Origin of the sequence: Bradyrhizobium sp. OK095 (assembly GCF_900109945.1) — a bacterium.
In the GTDB taxonomy this organism is placed as follows: domain Bacteria; phylum Pseudomonadota; class Alphaproteobacteria; order Rhizobiales; family Xanthobacteraceae; genus Bradyrhizobium.
In genome coordinates, this window is the sequence record NZ_FOBX01000001.1 from 479,354 (window position 1) to 495,430 (window position 16,077).

The 16,077-nt window shown below is 64.8% G+C and carries 17 protein-coding genes; 15 read left to right on the forward strand and 2 right to left on the reverse strand.

Annotated elements, in window-relative coordinates; translation table 11 throughout:
• The first annotated feature begins 16 nt into the window (after positions 1-16).
• From BMW89_RS02260 to BMW89_RS02290, 7 genes are all read left to right on the forward strand, one after another.
• Positions 17-1,228: an FAS1-like dehydratase domain-containing protein gene (locus BMW89_RS02260; RefSeq protein ID WP_092023325.1), complete on the forward strand. Its 1,212-nt coding sequence runs from the start codon at positions 17-19 to the stop codon at positions 1,226-1,228.
• A gap of 88 nt (positions 1,229-1,316) precedes the next feature.
• Positions 1,317-2,516 carry a CaiB/BaiF CoA transferase family protein gene (locus tag BMW89_RS02265; RefSeq protein WP_092022271.1) on the forward strand — a complete coding sequence of 400 codons (1,200 nt, stop codon included), beginning with the start codon at positions 1,317-1,319 and terminating at the stop codon, positions 2,514-2,516.
• Positions 2,513-3,703 carry a CaiB/BaiF CoA transferase family protein gene (locus BMW89_RS02270; RefSeq protein ID WP_092022273.1) on the forward strand — a complete coding sequence of 397 codons (1,191 nt, stop codon included), beginning with the start codon at positions 2,513-2,515 and terminating at the stop codon, positions 3,701-3,703. Before BMW89_RS02265 ends, BMW89_RS02270 begins: the two co-directional genes overlap by 4 nt.
• Positions 3,704-3,726: 23 nt before the next feature.
• Positions 3,727-4,578, forward strand: a complete 852-nt coding sequence (locus BMW89_RS02275) for an HTD2 family dehydratase (protein WP_092022275.1) — start codon at positions 3,727-3,729, stop codon at positions 4,576-4,578.
• A 51-nt stretch (positions 4,579-4,629) separates the two neighbouring features.
• Positions 4,630-5,457: an ABC transporter ATP-binding protein gene (locus BMW89_RS02280; RefSeq protein WP_092022277.1), complete on the forward strand. Its 828-nt coding sequence runs from the start codon at positions 4,630-4,632 to the stop codon at positions 5,455-5,457.
• Positions 5,454-6,245 (forward strand): ABC transporter permease, encoded by a 792-nt coding sequence (locus BMW89_RS02285; RefSeq protein ID WP_092022279.1) that lies wholly within the window; start codon positions 5,454-5,456, stop codon positions 6,243-6,245. Before BMW89_RS02280 ends, BMW89_RS02285 begins: the two co-directional genes overlap by 4 nt.
• Before the next feature lie 37 nt (positions 6,246-6,282).
• Positions 6,283-7,299, forward strand: a complete 1,017-nt coding sequence (locus BMW89_RS02290) for an ABC transporter substrate-binding protein (RefSeq protein WP_092022281.1) — start codon at positions 6,283-6,285, stop codon at positions 7,297-7,299.
• Between the two features lie 188 nt (positions 7,300-7,487).
• Here the strand turns inward: BMW89_RS02290 and BMW89_RS02295 are convergent, their stop codons facing one another.
• Positions 7,488-8,063: a cysteine hydrolase family protein gene (locus BMW89_RS02295; protein WP_092022283.1), complete on the reverse strand. Its 576-nt coding sequence runs from the start codon at positions 8,061-8,063 to the stop codon at positions 7,488-7,490.
• Positions 8,060-8,785, reverse strand: a complete 726-nt coding sequence (locus tag BMW89_RS02300; protein WP_244547487.1) for a GntR family transcriptional regulator — start codon at positions 8,783-8,785, stop codon at positions 8,060-8,062. The genes BMW89_RS02295 and BMW89_RS02300 overlap by 4 nt, the downstream gene beginning before the upstream one ends.
• 70 nt (positions 8,786-8,855) lie before the next feature.
• On the opposite strand from BMW89_RS02300, the gene BMW89_RS02305 reads away from it, so the two are divergent.
• The 8 genes from BMW89_RS02305 (at position 8,856) to BMW89_RS02340 (ending at position 16,077) form a co-directional block, all read left to right on the forward strand.
• Complete coding sequence (locus BMW89_RS02305) at positions 8,856-9,668, forward strand: HpcH/HpaI aldolase/citrate lyase family protein (protein WP_092022285.1); 813 nt, start codon at positions 8,856-8,858, stop codon at positions 9,666-9,668.
• Positions 9,669-9,751: 83 nt separating this feature from the next.
• Entirely contained in the window at positions 9,752-10,957 is a 1,206-nt protein-coding gene (locus BMW89_RS02310; protein WP_092022287.1) for an ABC transporter substrate-binding protein, read from the forward strand.
• A 94-nt stretch (positions 10,958-11,051) separates the two neighbouring features.
• Positions 11,052-11,801 carry an SDR family NAD(P)-dependent oxidoreductase gene (locus BMW89_RS02315; protein WP_092022289.1) on the forward strand — a complete coding sequence of 250 codons (750 nt, stop codon included), beginning with the start codon at positions 11,052-11,054 and terminating at the stop codon, positions 11,799-11,801.
• Between the two features lie 4 nt (positions 11,802-11,805).
• Positions 11,806-12,705 (forward strand): NAD(P)-dependent oxidoreductase, encoded by a 900-nt coding sequence (locus BMW89_RS02320; protein WP_092022291.1) that lies wholly within the window; start codon positions 11,806-11,808, stop codon positions 12,703-12,705.
• Positions 12,706-12,707: 2 nt separating this feature from the next.
• Positions 12,708-13,598 carry a branched-chain amino acid ABC transporter permease gene (locus tag BMW89_RS02325; RefSeq protein ID WP_244547488.1) on the forward strand — a complete coding sequence of 297 codons (891 nt, stop codon included), beginning with the start codon at positions 12,708-12,710 and terminating at the stop codon, positions 13,596-13,598.
• Positions 13,591-14,565, forward strand: a complete 975-nt coding sequence (locus BMW89_RS02330) for a branched-chain amino acid ABC transporter permease (protein WP_244547489.1) — start codon at positions 13,591-13,593, stop codon at positions 14,563-14,565. Before BMW89_RS02325 ends, BMW89_RS02330 begins: the two co-directional genes overlap by 8 nt.
• A gap of 65 nt (positions 14,566-14,630) precedes the next feature.
• Complete coding sequence (locus BMW89_RS02335) at positions 14,631-15,347, forward strand: ABC transporter ATP-binding protein (protein ID WP_244547490.1); 717 nt, start codon at positions 14,631-14,633, stop codon at positions 15,345-15,347.
• Complete coding sequence (locus tag BMW89_RS02340) at positions 15,340-16,077, forward strand: ABC transporter ATP-binding protein (protein WP_092022299.1); 738 nt, start codon at positions 15,340-15,342, stop codon at positions 16,075-16,077. Before BMW89_RS02335 ends, BMW89_RS02340 begins: the two co-directional genes overlap by 8 nt.

Below are 16,077 nucleotides of genomic sequence, written 5' to 3' on the forward strand. Positions count from 1 at the left end.
GGGATTGGAGACGAAGATGTCGGACGTCATGGAAAGAGAAAAAGAGGTTGGCCACGCCCCGGCGGAAGGAAAAATCACTGACGAGGCGATCGCGCAGGCGCGCGGCATGATCGGGCTTCAGCTTCGCCCGGAGGGGCCGTACCTCCAGGACGCCACCGAAGACACGATCCGCAATTTCTGCAACGGCATCGGTGACCTCAATCCGCTCTATCGCGATGCCGAGCACGGGCGCCAGAGCCGTCACGGTAGCAACGTCGCCCATCCGATGTTCCCGATGGCGTTTGGCTGGATCGGCCGCACCCGCTGGGGTCTTCCGGGCGTGCACGGCTTCTACGCCGGCAATGACTGGGAGCTGTTCCGCCACATCCGTCCCGGCGACCGCATCACCGCGATCGAGCGCGTCGTCGGCATCGAGGAGAAGGAAAGCAAGTTCTCCGGCCGTCTCGTGTTGCAATATGTCGAGGCCACCTATTCCAACCAGCGCGGCGAGATGGTCGCCCGCGCACTTGGCACCTGCACGCGCCACGAGCGCAAGGCCGCGCGCGACGCCGGCAAGTACAGGGACGTCAAGCCTTACGAATACACGGCTGACGAATTTGCCGCGCTCGACGAAGCCATCCTGAAGGAGGACGAGCAGATCCGCGGCGGAACGATGCGCTACTTCGAGGACGTCAATGAGGGCGACGAGCTGCCGCCGATCGTGCGCGGCCCGCTCTCGCTGATGGATACGATGGGCTTCCTGGTCGGTTGCGGCCGCGGTCACACCCACGGCATCGTGCTGAAATCTGCGGTCAAGCATCCCGGCCATTTCTTTCGCAACCCGGAAGCCGGCGGCGGCATCGAATATACCGGCATCGGGCATCACCGTGAGTCCGTGGCCAAGGAGGTCGGCGTGCCCGGCACCTATGATTACGGCCCGCAGCGCTCGTCCTGGCTCGCCAGCCTCGTCAGCAACTGGATGGGTGATGCCGCTTTCCTGAAGCGCGTGCGGACCGAGATGCGGCGCTTCAACACCATGGGCGATTCCACCTGGTGCAAGGGCAAGATCAGCAAGAAGTACGTCAAGGACGGCTTTGCTCTCGTCGATCTCGAGATCTGGGGCGAGAACCAGCGCGGCGAACTGACCACGCCGGGCCTCGCAACCGTGATGCTGCCGTCGCGCGACGTGAAGAACCGTGTGTTCTTCGACGGAGCGGGGCTCGAGCTCGAACTGTCGACGATCCGCTGAAGCCCGCCGGGCCAAGCTCGACAACAACCGAAGCGTGGTTGACATCACGCTTCGGGCCCAACCAAGAATAACAAGAGGAAGCGTTGCCATGATGGACGGGGCCGTTGCGCCGCTGCTTGCGGGAGTGATCGTCGTCGAAATCTCGCGCGGCGTTGCGGCGAGCCATGCCGGCCGGCTTCTCTCCACCCTCGGCGCCGAGACGGTTCTCGTGGAGCCGCCCGAAGGCAATCCTCTCCGCCGTGAGCCGCCGTTTCTTCCGCCGGCCAACGAGGCCAGCGCGCTGTTCGCGTTTCTGGCGGCGGGCAAGAAGAGCATCACAAGCGATCTCAACACGCCGGCCGGGCGGGCAGGGTTGTCCGCGCTACTGTCGACCGCCGATGTCCTTGTCCATGATCTTCGCCCCGACGAGCGTGCGCGCCTGGACCTCGAGGAGCAGACCCTCAGGACCCGCTATCCGAAGCTGATCGACGTGTCGGTGTTGCCGTTCGGCGCGGTCGGGCCGAAGGCGGACTGGCAGGCCGAAGAGATCAACCTGATCCACGCCTCAGGTGAGGGATTCCTGCTTCCCAACGGCCTTGCCGCTGAACTCTTTCCCGAACGCCCGCCGCTGAAGGTCTACGGTCATTTCGCCGAGTATCAGGGCGGCGTGGTCGCCGCACTCGGTGCGCTGTCGGCGCTGGTCGGCCGTGACCAGGACGGCGCGGAAGCCGTCGATGTCTCTGTGCAGGATGCGACACTCGCGGTTGGCGCATTTGCGCTTCAGCGTTTCGGCGACGGCTCACTGGAGCACCGCAGCACGCGCTCCTTCAAATATGGCGGCGTGCTCGAATGTGCCGATGGCTATGTCGAGCTGCTCACGCTCGAGGAGCGGCAGTGGCGCGGCCTGATCGAATTGATGGGGCGGCCCGACTGGATGCTCGACCCCGCGCTTTCGGACTCGCTGGAGCGCAGCCGCCGTGGCGCCGAGATCAACCGGGTCGTTCGTGCCTGGGCGCGCGAGCTGCGGACCGCCGATATCGTCGCGCGGGCGCAAGCGCTTGGCGTGCCCATGGCGAAATATGCCAGCCCGGCCGAGGTCCTGTCGGGTCCGCATGAGCGCGCGCGTGACTTGTTTCAGCCCGTCGAGATTCCAGGCGCCGGTCGTCTGCCGGTGCTGTCGGCACCCTTTCATGTCGACGGTGCGGCGTTGCCCTTGAGCGCTGGGCCGCCCCGGCTCGGCGAACATCAGCACCTGCTCACGGCCAGGCGCCATCGCGAACGGCCGGCTGCTGTCGCGGAGGTTTCATGAAGCCGCTTTCCGGAGTCCGCATCGCCGATTTCACGCTGCACGCCGCTGGGCCGTTCTGCACCCACATCCTGTCGCAGCTTGGCGCGGAGTGCATCAAGATCGAGAGTGCGGCCAGGCCGGACATCTTCCGCAAACCGCACCCGGTCTATGGCCGGATGGGGCCTGCGAGCTTCGACCAGGTTGCGTCCAACAAGCTTTCCGTGCGCATCAATCTGAAGGATGCCAAGGGCATCGCGCTTGCCAAAAAGCTGGTCGCAGCGAGCGATCTCGTTTGCGAGAGTTTTCGGCCCGGCGTGATGCAGCGGCTTGGCCTCGGCTATGCGGCGCTGGCCGCGCTGAAGCCGTCCGTCGTGATGGTGTCGGTGTCGTCGTCGGGCCAGAGCGGGCCGGACTCGCATTTCGCTGGCTACGCGCCGCTGTTCGGCGCCTGGGGCGCGCTCGGCTATCTCACCGGCTACGCGGACGGGCCGCCGGTCGAGATGCGGCACGTGATGGATCACAGCGTCGGCATGAACGCGGCGATGGCCGCGGTGGCAGCCGTCTATCGGCTGCGCCGAACCGGGCAAGGCGGTCATGTCGATGTCAGCGCGCGCGAGGTGGCCTGCTCGCTGGTCGGGGAGGCGCTGCTGTTCGCCGCCGCGGGAGGAAACCCGGCGCGGATCGGCAACGACCATCTGCGTATGGCGCCCCACGGTGTGTTTCGGACCCGCGAGGAGGATCGCTGGCTGACCATCGCGGTTCGTACCGACGACGAGTGGCGGAGCCTCGTCAAGTTGATCGATGCGCCGCCTCTCTTGTCCGATCCGCGGTTTCAGACCGCCGCGAGCCGGCACACGCATCGCCAGGTGCTGCATGGCGAGATCGAGCATTGGACGATGACGCGCGAAGCGGGCGAGGCCGAGCGGCGGCTCCAGGCCGCCGGCATTGCCGCGCATGTCTCCTGCAACATGGAGGACATCGCCCATGACCGGCACCTGCGCGAGCGCGGGACCGTCGTTGATGTCGAGGATACGACCGGGCGCCAGCGCGCTGCGCTGAAGGCTCCGATCCGGTTCTCGAAGTCGGACGTCGGCATGACGCGCGGCACGCCGCGCCTTGGCGAAGACGAAGACTATGTATTCGGCGAACTGCTCGGCCTCAGTCGCGAGGACCGCCAGAGCCTGATGGATCAGCAGGTCATTTATTGATCGCTTGAAGTGGAGTTGCCGTGATGAGCGAGAGTGCAGCACTGATTGATGAGGACTGGCAGGCCTGGGTCGGGCGCAAGGAGACGATCCGTGAGCGGATCGCGCCGGATCGTGTCGCCGCGCTGGCCGCCACGCTCGGAGTGCAAGGGCAGCACGCGACAGGAGCCGCGCTGCCGCCCGGGTGGCACTGGATCTTCTTCAACCGCTTCATGCCGCGGCTGGAGCTGGGAACGGACGGACATCCGAAGCGCGGCGGATTCCTACCGCCAGTGTCGCTGCCGCGCCGCATGTGGGCCGGCGGGCGGCTCACCTACCACAGGCCGCTGACGATCGGCGGAGAGGGCGTGCGTGAGAGCACCATCTTGAAGGTCGAGGCCAAGTCTGGACGGGCCGGAAAGCTGGTGTTTGTCACCGTCAGCCATAGCATTGTCTGCGATGGCACAGCATGCATCACCGAAGAGCAGGACATCGTCTATCGCGAGGCCGCAGCGCCTGGATCGCCTGCGCCTGCGGCCACTTCCGCTCCGCAGGACGGCGCATGGTCCGAAGTGTTTCAGCCCGACACCGTGCTCCTGTTCCGCTATTCGTCGCTGACCTCGAACGGCCATCGCATCCACTACGACCAGGCCTACGCGCAATCGGAGGAGAATTATCCCGATCTCGTTGTGCATGGACCTCTGACAGCAACATTGTTGCAAGGCTTTGCGGAGAGGCGGGCCGGCAAGCCGCTCAAGTCGTTCGAGTTCAGGGGCGTCTCGCCGCTGTTCGTGACATCTCCGTTCAAGCTCGAAGGGAAGGGGGATGGGCGCATGCTCGACCTCTGGGCCAGCGGGCAAAGCGGCGCGCTCGCGATGCGCGCCGCCGCAGAAGTCTGAGGCCATCGGGACGGGAACAAGAACAAGAAAAGTACAGGGGAGGCGAAGGCGATGAGATCGGCACACCTGTCTGTTGTCCCTGCGCAAGATGGCGAAGTGCCGTGCGCTTCTGCGGTGGAATTGCGTGGGGTCGGCAAGACCTTTAATTCGCGCAGCGGCCAGGTCGAAGTGCTGAGTGGATTGAATTTTTCGCTTCAGAGTGGCGAGTTTCTCGCCATCGTCGGCCCCAGCGGCTCGGGCAAGTCGACGGTGCTGAACCTGCTTGCCGGCCTCGATCGGCCGACCGCAGGCTCGGTGTTGTGTCAGGGCGAGCCGGTCGCGGCGGTCAATACCGGGATCGGCTATCTCACGCAGCATGACAGCCTGCTGCCGTGGCGGACGGTGGAGCAGAACGTTGCGGTGCCGCTCGAGCTGCGCAATATCGATCGCGCCGAGATCTCCGCGCGCGTCCGCGATCTCATCGGGCAGGTCGGCCTCGATGGCTTCGAGCGCCACTATCCGAGCCAGCTATCCGGCGGTATGCGCAAGCGCGCGATGCTGGCCCGCACGCTGATCTACGACCCGCCGGTGCTGCTGATGGACGAGCCGTTCGGGCCGCTCGATGCCCAGCTCAAGCTGGTGCTCCAGGCCGAGCTCCTGAAGCTGTGGTCGGCGCGGCGCAAGACCGTGGTGTTCGTGACCCACGACATCGTCGAAGCGATCACGCTCGCCGACCGCGTGCTGGTGTTCTCGCCGCGTCCCTGCCGGATCAGGATCGATGAGCCCATCACCATTCCGCGGCCGCGCCAGGTGCACGAAGTGCGCTTCCATCCCGCGTTCGAGGAGCATTATCGGCGGCTCTGGGCGGCCCTCGAAGCACCGGCAAGGCGGTCGTCATGAGCACACAGGTGTTGTCCGAAACGCAAGCCGAACCGCTGATCGGACTCTCCAGTCGCGTGTGGCTCTATCGCACGATCTTCGTGGTTGCGATGCTGGGCGCCTGGCAGGCCGCATCCGGCACGCTGCTCGATCCGTTTTGGGTCAGCAGCCCAGCGGCCGTGTTCAAAACACTGGTGGCGTGGATTGCCGACGGTCAGCTCGCCTATCATTTGCTCATTACTTTCAAGGAAACTCTTGCCGGCTTCGTGCTCGGTGCGACCGCCGGCGTTCTGCTTGCGCTGCTGGTCGGCGCGAACGACACCCTGCACCGCACCGTAGATCCCTTCGTCACGGCGATCTACGGCGTACCCAAGGTCGCACTCGCGCCGCTGTTCATCATGTGGTTCGGCATCGGGCTTGCGCCCAAGATCGTGCTCGCCGCGATCAGCGTCTTCTTCCTGGTGTTCTTCTCGACCTTGCGCGGTGTGCGCGAGGTGGACCTGAAGATGGTCGATGCCCTGCGGACCATGGGTGCGGGCAAGCTCGCGGTCCAGCGCATCGTGGTCTTCCCGTCTGCGCTGCCATGGCTGTTCACGGGATTGAAGCTCGGTCTGCCCTATGGCTTCGTCGGCGCGGTCGCGGCCGAGATGATGGCCTCCAACGCCGGAATTGGCTATCTCACGCAGAATTCGGCGGGGCAACTCGACACTGCCGGCGTGTTTGCCGCGCTGTTCGCGCTGATGGTCGTCACCACCCTCCTGAACGAAGCGCTCGGACGATTGGAAGGCTGGATCTTCCGCTGGCGGTGAGCGGATTTTGCCGAAACAAGAATAAAGGGAGGATATCATGATCACGCGTCGGACATTGTTGAGCGGTCTGGCCGCGGGGGCGTTGGCGGGTTCGGTCACGCCTGGCTGGTCGCAAGCGGCGGGAAGGCCGGTCACGATCGCGATCGGCGGCTACACATTCGCCTATCTGCCGCTGCTGGTGGCAACTGCGGCAGGCTTCATGAAGGAGGCAGGCCTCGATGTCTCCCTGATCGACACCGGCAGCGGCACCAACAGCATGGCGGCGATCCTCGGCGGCAGCGTCGACGTTGCCGGTCTTGTGATGAGCGACGTGATCCTCGCAGTCGCCAAGGGCCAGAAGATCAACGCTTTTGCTCCGCTGATGTCGCAATATGCGAGCGACGCCGTGATCAGCAAGAAGACGGCCGACAAGATCGGCCTTGCCGCGGACATGCCGCTGAAGGAGCGCATGGCCCGCATGAAGGGATTGACGCTCGCGATCTCCGGCCGTGGCAGCGGCACCGACAAGATCTGGCGCTATCTGCTTTCGCTCGGCGGGCTCGATCCGGAGAAGGACGTGAGCCTCACGGTGGTCAAGCTCGACAAGATGTACCTGGCGCTACGCTCCGGCCAGATCGATGGTTTCAACACGACTGCGCCCGCAAACAACCAGGCGGTCGAGGAGGGGCTTGCGGTCTGGGCCGCGCGCCCCTCACACGGCGAAGTGCCGGGGATCGAGAACTTCCTCTATACCGTGCTGTGCGGCCGGCCGGATTTCCTCGACAAGAACCCGGAAGTCGCCGCTTCGCTTGTTCGCGGCATGACAAAGGCATCGGAGCTGATCCGCAACGATCCCGGTGCGGCCGGGCAAATTCTGCAAGAACGGTACTTCCTTCAGACGGCTCTCGAGCTGGTCAAGCATACCGTGTCGGATCAGCGCATGACTGTTGCGGTGCCTCCGAGGCTGTCCGAGCAGCAGTTCGCCCACAATATGGAGTTCGAGCTGAAGTTCAGCGATGCCGTGCGCGGCGTCACCTACCAACAGGCGATCAATCCGCGCTGGCTGGGGGCGTAGGCTAAATCGCCGCGGCATGCACGGTGCGCCCTCTCCCCTTGTGGGAGAGGGTGGCTCGCCGCGGAGCGGCGAGACGGGTGAGGGGTCTCTATCCGCGCGTGACCTTCTTAATTGTGCACGCGGATTGAGACCCCTCATCCGGCGCTTCGCGCCACCTTCTCCCACAAGGGGAGAAGGAAGAAGAGCGCTCAAGCGAAACTCACATCCGCGCTGTTCTTGATCGCGGCAAAGCGGCCGAGGCAACGCAGTGCGCTGTCGTGCTCGTCGGTGGTGCCGCCGGCGCAGCAATCTTCCAGCACCGTGCAGGCATAGTCGCGGTCGTGGGCCTCGCGGGCGCCCGTGTGCACCACGCCGTTGGTCGAGACACCGGACAGGAACAGATCGGTCACGCCATGGGCGCGCAGGATCGGCTCCAGCGACGTGCCGTAGAACGGACTGACCCGGTGCTTGATGATGTCGAATTCACCCGCCGCCGGCGCGAGATCGGGATGCACTTCCGTGCCCCAGGTGCCGAGCTTGAACATGCCGGCGCCCTTGGCGCGGGAGAAGATCGGCGAGTTGGGCGGGCATTCGCGGTAGTCGGGCGAAAATCCGACGCGGACATAGCCGATCAGCACGCCGGCCGCGCGCGCCTTTGCGATCACTGCCCGGGTGCGGCCAAGCACGTCGCGCTCTTTCATCAGCGGCACGTAGCTCTTGGCGCCGCCGCCGTTCTCGTGAACGAGGTCGTTCAGCATGTCCATGACGAGCAGCATCGGCTTCATAGCGTCTCCTTCTCAGAGCTCTTCGACTTGACGGGACCTTCCGACCTTGCGGGCATGCTGTTGCGCAACTCGGTCCAGCCCGTCTCGATATGCTGTCGCATCGTCAGTGTCGCGCTGGCGACGTCGCCCTCGATCACATTCTTCAGGAGCTCGTTGTGCTCCCTGGCCGCTCGGACCGCTCGGCCGCCGATGCGGTTGATGACGTCGAACGGATATTGCGCCCACAGCACCTGCACGAAGTGCAGGGTCTTCGGCAGGCGCGCGAAATCGTACATGCGCCGATGGAAACGGTAGTTGATGCCGCGTGCGGCGGTGCTGTCATCGGCAAGCGCCGCAGCCTCGAACTGCCGCGCCAGCTCGCGCAGCTCCACGATCTCTTCGGCGGTAATGTTGCGCACGGCGCTTTCCACCAATTGGGTCTCGAGCGTGATGCGCAGCTTCAGAATCTCGGTGGACGCTTCGACGTCGAATGGTGCGACCGTGGCGCCGCGATAGGAGTCGCTCGACAGATAGCCCTCGGCCGCGAGCAGCTTCAGGGCTTCGCGGACCGGCGTGATGCTGATCTTCAGCTCCTGCGCGATCTCCGTCTGCTTCAGCCGGACGCCGCGCGGCAGCCGCCCCGAGATGATACCCTCGCGGAGATAATCTGCGACCTGCTCCTCTTTCGTCCGATATTCCATCGAATGCCCGCCGCCCGTGATCGATTTGCCCGCGACTACCATAGACGCGCCCCATCGCGGAGGGTAGAAGTACAAACGATAATGCATAATGCATAATCGAGGTTGACGATCGATGTCCAGCTCTTTATCCCGCTCTTTCCTGTTTGTCCCTGCCAGCCGGCCCGAGCGTTTTGACAAGGCGGCTGCGTCCGGCGCCCATCAGGTCATCCTCGATCTCGAGGACGCGGTGGCTCCCGCCGACAAGGAAACCGCGCGCGGCTTCATCGCGCAATGGATGGGACGGGCGGACGCGATCGTGCGTGTCAACGGCGCGGACAGTCCGTTCTTCATCGCTGATATGGAGATGATCCGCCGCGCTGGCGTGACCAAGCTGATGTTGCCGAAGGCCGAGCCGGGCGCTCTCAATCGTCTTGTGGGTTTGCTGGAGGGTCAATGCGACATCATCGCGCTGATCGAAACTGTCAGGGGATATGCCGAGCTGCGCAGCATCGGCAAAAGCGGCCTGGTTTCGCAGCTTGCCTTCGGCAATCTTGATTTCGGTATCGATGCCGGGGTGACGGAGACGGCGCAGGAGCTCGATCCGGTCCGGCTGCAAATCGTTTTGGAGTCGCGGCTCGCCGGACTGGCGCCGCCGATCGACGGGGTGACGACGTCGTGGACGGATCCCGCGGCCTTCGGCGCGGCGGTCGGCCGCACAAAGGCGCTCGGCTTCGGCGCCAAGCTCTGCATCCACCCGGCCCAGGTCAAGCTGGTCAACGAGGCCTTCCTTCCAACAGCCGATGAGCTCGATTGGGCACGCCGGGTGATCCAGGCCGCCAAAGACGGGCAGGGTGCCGCAGTGGCGCTGGACGGCAAGATGATCGATGCTCCGGTCATCCGTCGCGCCGAGCTGATCCTGGCTGGAGCGTCGGGAAGCGCGACATAATGCATAATGCATTTTATGTTGACCAGCCGAACTCCTCTCGCTAAAGATCCTCGGACAAGAAAAACAGATCTCGGGGAGGGCCTATGAAGAGGCGTGACTTTCTCAAGCTATCTGGCGCTGCCGCGCTTGCGTCGGCCTATCCCGGCACTTCGCTCCTCGCCGACGAGATCGGCGTCGATGCCGCCGCCAAGACCATCACCATCGGCGGGTTCACCCCAATCACGGGACCTGTCCCGTTCTACGCGATCCTCACCCACGCAGCCGACGCCTACTTCAAGAGCGTCAATGAAGCCGGCGGCATCAAGGGTTGGAAAATCAACTATGTGACGCTCGACGACGGCTACGATCCCGCCCGCAGCGTCGCCGCGGTCCGGCGCCTCGTCGAGGACAACCACATCTTCGCGCTGGTGGCCGCGGTGGGAACGGCGACCAACGTTGCCGTCATTCCCTATGCGAAGGAAGTCGGTCTTGCGATGATCGGGCCGATCGGCGGCGCCAGTGCCTTCTTTGCCGAGCCCAACATCTTTCCGCTCTTGCCTGACTACGGCTGGTCCGCGGCGTCGAATGCCGAGTTCGCCGTCAACGATCTGAAGCTCAAGAAGATCGCGCTGTTATGGGAGAACGACGAGCTTGGCCGCTCCGCCAAACGCGGCTTCGACCTTTTCATGGAGGCGAACAAGCTCACGCCGGCGGAGTCGGTCCCGTTCGAGGTGAAGACCACGGATTTCACGCCGCACATCCGCCGCGTGGCAAATGCAGAGGCCGACGCTGCGATCCTGTTCGGCTCCAATGCCAACCTCGCGGCGGCGCTGAAGGCGGCCGACCGCCAGGGCGTCAAGCTCACCTGGTTCGCGCCGTTCTTCACCGCCGATCCCGCGACCTACAAGCTGACCGGCGATCTGCTCAACGGCGTCTACTTCTCCTCGTGGCTGCTTCCGGTCGACAGTGCAGAGCCGGAGATCAAGGCCTATCGCGCGGCCGTGACGAAATACTATCCGAACGATCCGGTCGGCGTGTTCGGCCTCAACGGCTGGAGCAATGCTGCGCTGTTCGGCAGCATCTTCGGTGCGCTGGTCGACAGCGGCAAGCCGATCACGCGCGCCAATCTGATCGAGGCGGGCAACAGCTTGAACAATGCCTCGGTCGGCGGTGCGCGCCAGGTGACCTTCACCGGATCCGACCATCGCGGCACACGTCAGGAAGCAATCCTGCAAGCGCAGGGCTCCTTCGCCATGGTGCGCGACTTCAAGCCCTATCCGGCGGTGGCTTTCGACGCCAAGCCCGCCTGAACCGATCTCGTCAGCGGGTGATCGCAAGACATGATCACCCGCTGATCGCGTTAACTGCCAAGAAGCCTGCAAAGAAGAACAAGGAAAGTACGACATGGCTGGAGCGCCCTTGAGCGGCCCCTCGCGTCTCGACGGACAAACTGCCCTCATCACGGGAGCTGCCGGCGGCATCGGTCGTGCCGTGGTTGCGGCCTTCTGCGAAGCCGGTGCCGATGTCATCGCCACCGATATCGTCGCTGATGGCGGCAAGTTTCCCGCAAAAGCGAGCTATCGCCGCTGCGACGTGACGGATCGGGCGGCCGTCGAGAAGCTGATCGACGAGGAGCTGAAGGCACGCAGCAAGATCGACATCCTCGTGCTCTGTGCCGGCACGATCGCCAACACGCCATTGCCGCAGTCGACCGACGAGGAGTGGGAGAAGATACTTGCCGTCAACCTGATGGGCACGGTCAATCCCGTTCGCAAGCTCTATCCGGTCATGGCCGAGCGCGGCTTCGGCAAGATCGTGGCGCTCGGCTCGATCGCTGCCAAGATCGGCGGCGTCGCGTCGGGGCCCGCCTATGTCGCGGCGAAATCCGCCGTGCACGGCCTGATGAAATGGGTCGCCAAGAATGGTGCCGGCAAGGGCGTCTATGCCAACATCATCGCGCCCGGTCCGGTCGAGACGCCGATGTGGGCAACCGTCACCGATCGCGCGGCGCCGTCTGCGAACGGCAACGTGCCGCTGGGCCGGTTCGGCCAGCCCGAGGATATCGCGCAAAGCATTCTCTTCCTCTGCTCGCCGGCGTCGAACTGGATCACCGGAACGGTGCTCGACGTCAACGGCGGCATGTTGATGGATTGATGTCATGAGCGCACTCGAAACCATCGGCTTCATCGGCCTCGGCGTCATGGGCGGTCCGATGTGCCGGAACGTCGCGAAGAAGCATGCCGGCCGCGTGCTGATGCTGGACCGCGACACCGCGGCCGTTGCGGCGCTGTCCGAGACCAAGGCGGAAGCAGCAAGCTCGCTCGAGGCACTCGCTGCCGCCGCCGACGTGATCTTCCTGTCATTGCCCGGCGGTCCCCAGGTGGAAGCGGTCTCGACCGGGATCGCGAAGGCGGCGCGGCCGGGAACGACGATCGTCGATCTCAGCACCACCCCGGTCGCGCTCGCGCGCAGCGTGTCCGACCGGCTGAAAGCCAGTGGCCATTTATTCGCGGATGCGCCGGTAGCACGCACGCGGGAGGCCGCGCAGCGCGGCGAGCTCAGCATCATGGTCGGCGCCGAAGCCGCCGTGTTCGCGCGGATCAAGCCGCTGCTCGACTACATGGGGTCCGACGTCACCCATTGCGGCGAGGTCGGCTGCGGCCAGGTCGTCAAGCTGATCAACAACGCGCTGGTGTTCGAGAACACGCTGGCGCTTGCCGAGATGATGGTCGTGGGCGAGCGCGCCGGCGTGAAGCCCGAGACGCTGCTCGGCGCCGTGTCGAAAGGCTCCGGCGACAGCTTCGTGCTGCGCAATCACGGCACCAAGGCGATGCTGCCGCGCAATTTTCCGGAAAAGGCCTTTCCGCCGGAATATGTGCTGAAGGATCTCGACTATGTGCTTCAGCTCGCGGCCGATACCGGCATCCGTCCCGGTGTCGCCGAGCTCGCGCGCCGCTATTACGACGCCGCATGCCGTCAGGGTCTCTCGGGCCGCTATTTCCCCGGCGTGATCGAGTTCATCGAGAAGGGCGGCGTGCCCGGCGAAGGGCAGGAGTGAGCGTGCCGGGATTTTTCAGGGATATCCTGCCGCTGCTGTGGTCCGGCATCATCTCCGGCTGTCTCTATGGCGTCGGCGCCCTCGGCCTCGTCATGGTATTCAAGAGTTCGCGCGTGGTGAATTTCTCGCACGGCAATCTCGCCTGTCTCGGAGCCTTCGTGGTCTACGGCTTCTCCAGCGGCAGCCTGCTCAGCTTGTCCTGGGGCAGTGCGGTGGCGCTGGCGCTCGGCATTGCGTGTGCGGTCGCCGTCATGAGCTATGTCCTGATCGCGCCGATCGTGTTCAGGTCCGATCTCGCCTCCACCATCGCAACCCTCGGCATCGGGCTGATCTTGCAAGGCGCCGTGCAGCTCGTGTTCGGCGCCGACATCGTCAACCTCGACCTGCCTGTGCCGCGCTTTAACTTCAGCCTGGGCGCAATCCGCGTCTCTTCCTACGATCTCACCGTCCTCGCCGTGACGCTCGCGATCGTCGGCGGCCTGTTCGCCATCATCGAGCGCACCAAGCTCGGCGTCGCGTTTCGCGCGGTCTCGACCAATCCGTTCGCCTGTGAGGTCTGCGGGCTGAACCTGCGTTCGGTGCACCTGTTTTCCTGGCTCGCCGGCGCCGTCCTTGGCCTTGTCGCCGCACTGCTGATCGTGCCGACGACGTTCCTCAGCTCCACCACCGTTCCGTCCTTCATGCTGCAGGCATTCACGGCGGCCGTGGTCGGCGGCTTCTCGAGCCTGCCGGGCGCTGCCGTCGGTGGCATCCTGGTCGGCATCATCATGAACTTTTTCTCCTTCTATGTCTCGCCGGAGTTCATGAACACCTTTCTGCTCGGTGTGATCCTGCTGACGTTGAATTTCTTTCCCAACGGGCTTCTGGAAAGGGCGATCGGTGGCCGTGTCTGATCTTGCGCAGGCTTCTACGGCCAGATCGTCCGCTGGCGGTGGTCGTGTCGAAATTGCGCGCTTCACCGTGCTTGCGTTGGTTGCAGTCCTGTCGCTGCTGCCGCTCCTTGCCGGCGGCTTCCTGCTCTACAGCCTGTCGCTATGCTTTGCGAATGCGCTGGCCGTTCTATCCGTCAGCATGCTCGTGCGTTACGGCGGCGAGGTGTCGATCGGTCACAGCTTCTTCGTCGCGCTCGGCGCCTATGCGGTCGCGATCGTCGAGCACCGGCTTGGTCTCTCGATCGTCGTGAGCCTGCCGCTTGCTGTCCTGCTCGGTGCCGGCGCCGGCTTCGTCTTTGCATTCCCCTCGCGGCGCCTGTCTGGAATCTATCTTGCGGTCGCGACAATGGCGCTCGCGCTGGCGCTACCGGAAATCCTGATCGGCTTCGAGAAATTGACCGGTGGGTTCGAAGGGCTCTATATCGCGCAGGACTTGATCCCCGGCGTTGCCAAGTCATTGCAACACTATTACGTCGCGCTCCTTGTGCTCGTGCTCGTTTGCCTCGCGCTGGCGCATTTCCGCAAATCGGCGCAAGGCCTGGCGCTGCTGATGGCGCAGGCGCAACCTCGCGCGGCCGAAGCCATGGGGATCACGCGGAGCTGGGCGCGTATCTCGATCTTCACCCTGAGCGCCGCACTCGCCTCGCTTGCCGGCGCGCTGACGGGTTTTGCGTCCTCGACCGTCTCGCCCAATAGCTTCACCTTTTTCAGCGGCGTCTTCCTGCTGGTCGGCTCTGTCGTCAGCCTCAATCGTTTGTCCCTGCCGGCCGCGCTGGTCGGCGGCGCCTTCATCACGTTGGTGCCGACTTATCTCGCCCAGGCCGGCGACTGGGTTCCGATCCTTTACGGTGTCGCGCTCGTCGTGGTGACGCTGGGGGCGAATGCAGGCGATCTGCGCCGCTTTCTGCCGCGCGGGAGCGGGCGATGATGGAAGCCTCTGCCGGCAACGGGCTCGTCGTCGAAGGAATCTCGCTCGGTTTCGGTGGGCTACAGGTGCTGAGCGACGTCTCGATGTCGTTGCGGCCCGGGGTGATTACCGGTCTGATCGGACCGAACGGTGCAGGCAAGACCAGCCTGTTCAACTGCCTGACCGGGCTCTACCACGGCCAGCGCGGCCGCAGCAGCTTTGCCGGCACCGCACTCAACGGTCTCGGTCCCGCCCAGCGGGCCGCGTGCGGTATCACGCGCAGTTTCCAGAACCTGGCGATGTGCCCGGATCTGTCGCTGCTGGAAAACGTCCTTGTCGGCCTCACCTTGAAGCGGCGGTCCGGATGGTTCAGCGCCTTCGTGCCGACGCCCGCGCAGCGGGTGGAGCAGCAGGAGGCGGAGCGTCGCGCCATCGCGGCCCTGAACGAACTCGGCATCGGCGCCTTCGCTCACGACAAGCCGTCCGACCTGCCCCCGGGAACGTTGCGCCTCGCCGAAATCGCGCGCGCCATCGCGTGCGATCCCCGGGCGATCCTGCTCGACGAGCCGGCCGCGGGGCTGAATGCGGTCGAGACGCGCGACTTGATGCGTGCATTGAGACGCCTGATGCGGCCCGATCTCGTACTTCTCGTCGTCGAGCACGACATGGACCTGATCATGGAGCTGTGCGAGCAGATCTACGTGCTGAACTTCGGAAAAATGATCGCGAGCGGCACGCCGGCCGAAATCCGCGCGCAGCCGGACGTGATCCGCGTCTATCTCGGAGACGACGCCGATGACTGAGCTGCTCTCCGCGCGCGGCCTCTCGGTCCGCTACGGTGCGGCACGCGCCGTCGAAAACGTCGATCTCTCCGTGCCGGAGAAGGGCGTGGTGGCGCTGCTCGGTGCCAACGGCGCGGGCAAGTCGTCGGTGCTCAAGGCCATTGCGGGCCTGGTGCCGGCCGAAGGCGAAATGCGCTTCGCCGGCGAGGACATCGGCGCGCTGGCGGCGCGCCATCGTGTCCGGCGTGGCATCGTCTATGTCCCCGAAGGCCGCCAGATCGTCGGCTCGCTCACGGTTGCCGAAAATCTCCTGCTCGGGGGCTTCTTCCTCGATGCGCGCACGCAGCGCCAGCGGCGCGATCTCATGCTGGAGCTGTTTCCGGAAATCGCGAACCGCCTGAAATCACCGGCCTGGATGCTGAGCGGCGGCGAGCAGCAGATGCTCGCAATCGGGCGCGGGTTGATGAGTGCGCCGCGGCTCCTGCTTCTGGACGAGCCGTCGCTCGGACTGGCACCGCTTTTGATCCGGCGCGTGTTCGAGCGTCTTGTCACGATCAAGCAGGACACCGGCCTTGCCATCATGCTGGTCGAGCAGAATTTCCGCATGACGATGAAGGTGGCCGACGAGCTGTATTTCGTTCGCAACGGTACAATCGTCGGCCATCATAGCGCCGCGGATCTTGTGACCCCGGCAAACCGCGCCGCGGTCGTGGAAGCCTATCTCGGCGCGGGGCAGCCCGCGCCAGCGTGA

What these genes read in the sequence shown, in the direction of transcription:
- BMW89_RS02260 (WP_092023325.1), top strand. Translation starts at nt 17, where the DNA reads ATGTCGGACGTCATGGAAAGAGAAAAAGAGGTTGGCCACGCCCCGGCG.
- BMW89_RS02265 (WP_092022271.1), top strand. Translation starts at nt 1,317, where the DNA reads ATGATGGACGGGGCCGTTGCGCCGCTGCTTGCGGGAGTGATCGTCGTC.
- BMW89_RS02270 (WP_092022273.1), top strand. Translation starts at nt 2,513, where the DNA reads ATGAAGCCGCTTTCCGGAGTCCGCATCGCCGATTTCACGCTGCACGCC.
- BMW89_RS02275 (WP_092022275.1), top strand. Translation starts at nt 3,727, where the DNA reads ATGAGCGAGAGTGCAGCACTGATTGATGAGGACTGGCAGGCCTGGGTC.
- BMW89_RS02280 (WP_092022277.1), top strand. Translation starts at nt 4,630, where the DNA reads ATGAGATCGGCACACCTGTCTGTTGTCCCTGCGCAAGATGGCGAAGTG.
- BMW89_RS02285 (WP_092022279.1), top strand. Translation starts at nt 5,454, where the DNA reads ATGAGCACACAGGTGTTGTCCGAAACGCAAGCCGAACCGCTGATCGGA.
- BMW89_RS02290 (WP_092022281.1), top strand. Translation starts at nt 6,283, where the DNA reads ATGATCACGCGTCGGACATTGTTGAGCGGTCTGGCCGCGGGGGCGTTG.
- BMW89_RS02295 (WP_092022283.1), bottom strand. Translation starts at nt 8,063, where the DNA reads ATGAAGCCGATGCTGCTCGTCATGGACATGCTGAACGACCTCGTTCAC.
- BMW89_RS02300 (WP_244547487.1), bottom strand. Translation starts at nt 8,785, where the DNA reads ATGGTAGTCGCGGGCAAATCGATCACGGGCGGCGGGCATTCGATGGAA.
- BMW89_RS02305 (WP_092022285.1), top strand. Translation starts at nt 8,856, where the DNA reads ATGTCCAGCTCTTTATCCCGCTCTTTCCTGTTTGTCCCTGCCAGCCGG.
- BMW89_RS02310 (WP_092022287.1), top strand. Translation starts at nt 9,752, where the DNA reads ATGAAGAGGCGTGACTTTCTCAAGCTATCTGGCGCTGCCGCGCTTGCG.
- BMW89_RS02315 (WP_092022289.1), top strand. Translation starts at nt 11,052, where the DNA reads ATGGCTGGAGCGCCCTTGAGCGGCCCCTCGCGTCTCGACGGACAAACT.
- BMW89_RS02320 (WP_092022291.1), top strand. Translation starts at nt 11,806, where the DNA reads ATGAGCGCACTCGAAACCATCGGCTTCATCGGCCTCGGCGTCATGGGC.
- BMW89_RS02340 (WP_092022299.1), top strand. Translation starts at nt 15,340, where the DNA reads ATGACTGAGCTGCTCTCCGCGCGCGGCCTCTCGGTCCGCTACGGTGCG.